At 74.0% G+C, this 1,242-nt stretch carries 2 protein-coding genes; one reads left to right on the top strand and one right to left on the bottom strand.

What is annotated here, in order from left to right; all coding sequences use genetic code 11:
• Positions 1 to 102: sigma factor-like helix-turn-helix DNA-binding protein (locus ABT014_RS34510; RefSeq protein ID WP_350643820.1), on the top strand; the 102-nt coding region annotated here is incomplete at its 5' end.
• Positions 103 to 159: 57 nt separating this feature from the next.
• Here ABT014_RS34510 and ABT014_RS34515 read toward each other — a convergent pair.
• A complete protein-coding gene (locus ABT014_RS34515; protein ID WP_350643818.1) occupies positions 160 to 885 on the bottom strand; it encodes an SDR family NAD(P)-dependent oxidoreductase in 726 nt (241 codons plus the stop codon).
• Between the last annotated feature and the right edge of the window lie 357 nt (positions 886 to 1,242).

Below are 1,242 nucleotides of genomic sequence, written 5' to 3' on the forward strand. Positions count from 1 at the left end.
GCCGAGATCGGCCAGCAGCTCGGCTACTCCCAGATGCACATCTCCCGCATGCTCAAGCGGACGCTCGGCAAGCTGCGCGAAGCCCTGCTGGCCGACAACTGAGACGGGTGTCCTGCGGCGGCGGGCGACGCCCGTGACCCCGCCGCCGCAGGACACCGGTCACAGCGGCGTGCCGGTCTCCGCCGCCAGCGCCGCGAGCAGCCGCTCCTGGAACGCCTCGTCGTGCACCGCCGGATGCGGGTCCCGCACCTGCCGGTGGTACCAGTAGCCGCCGGTGGTCAGCACCTCGGGTTCGTCGGCGACGGCCAGCCACTCCTGGGTCCGGTGGCCCAGTTCGAGATCGTCCGGCGCCCCCGGTCCACCCATCCTGGTCGGCACCCACCCCGGGTCGACGGCGTTGCTCCGGACCTCCGGACGCCGGCGGGCCAGCGCGGCGGCGAGCGTGGTGACGAACAGTTTGCTGTCCGCGTAGGAGCCGGCGCCGCGGCCCCGCCAGTCCACCCCGTCCAGCCTCGGGTGGCCGCCGAAGTGCGAGCCGCTGCTCAGGTACACCAGCCGGCGCGGCCCCGGCAGCAGGGCCGTGAGCAGGTAGGGGGCGATGATGTTGACCGGCATGACGTCCGGACCGCTCCACACGCCGGCGTTGTGCACCACCGCGTCGAGCGGCTCGCCGTCGTCCAGCTCGGCGGCGATCCGCCGCACCGCGTCGCGCTCGGCGAAGTCGCCGGTGACGGCCTGCGCGCCCCGGTCGAGCAGCGGCCGCAGGGCGGTCGCCCGTTCGGGATTGCGGGCGTGCACCACGACCCGGTGACCCGCGGCCTGCAGCGCCTCCGCGGTGGCCCGGCCCAGCCCTTCCGTCGAACCGGTCACCAGGATGCGGCTCACCGGGACACCGCCCGGGAATCGCGCTCGGCTGTCAGCTGCACGATCGAACTCCTTCTCCGCAGGTCTCCTCGCACCGTCGCAAGGCCGTGGGCCGGGCGACGGCAACGCGCGGCTCGACCCCGCCTCCGACCGTACGGCCTGCGCGCCCGGTGCGGGCGGCGATCGGCGCGGCGCCCGGGCACACGGTCGCCTCACTCCCAGGGCCCGCGGTACACGCGAACTGTTCCCGCTGATCCGCAACTCCGGTGTGGTTCAGGCGCCACGGGTGTCGTAGGTCTCGCGGTTGGCCAGCACCTCGTCCATGTGCACCTCGGCCCATGCCTTGAGGCCGCGCATCATCTCGAACAGCGACAGGCC

This window comes from Kitasatospora sp. NPDC094015 (assembly GCF_040304075.1).
Classification (GTDB): domain Bacteria; phylum Actinomycetota; class Actinomycetes; order Streptomycetales; family Streptomycetaceae; genus Kitasatospora.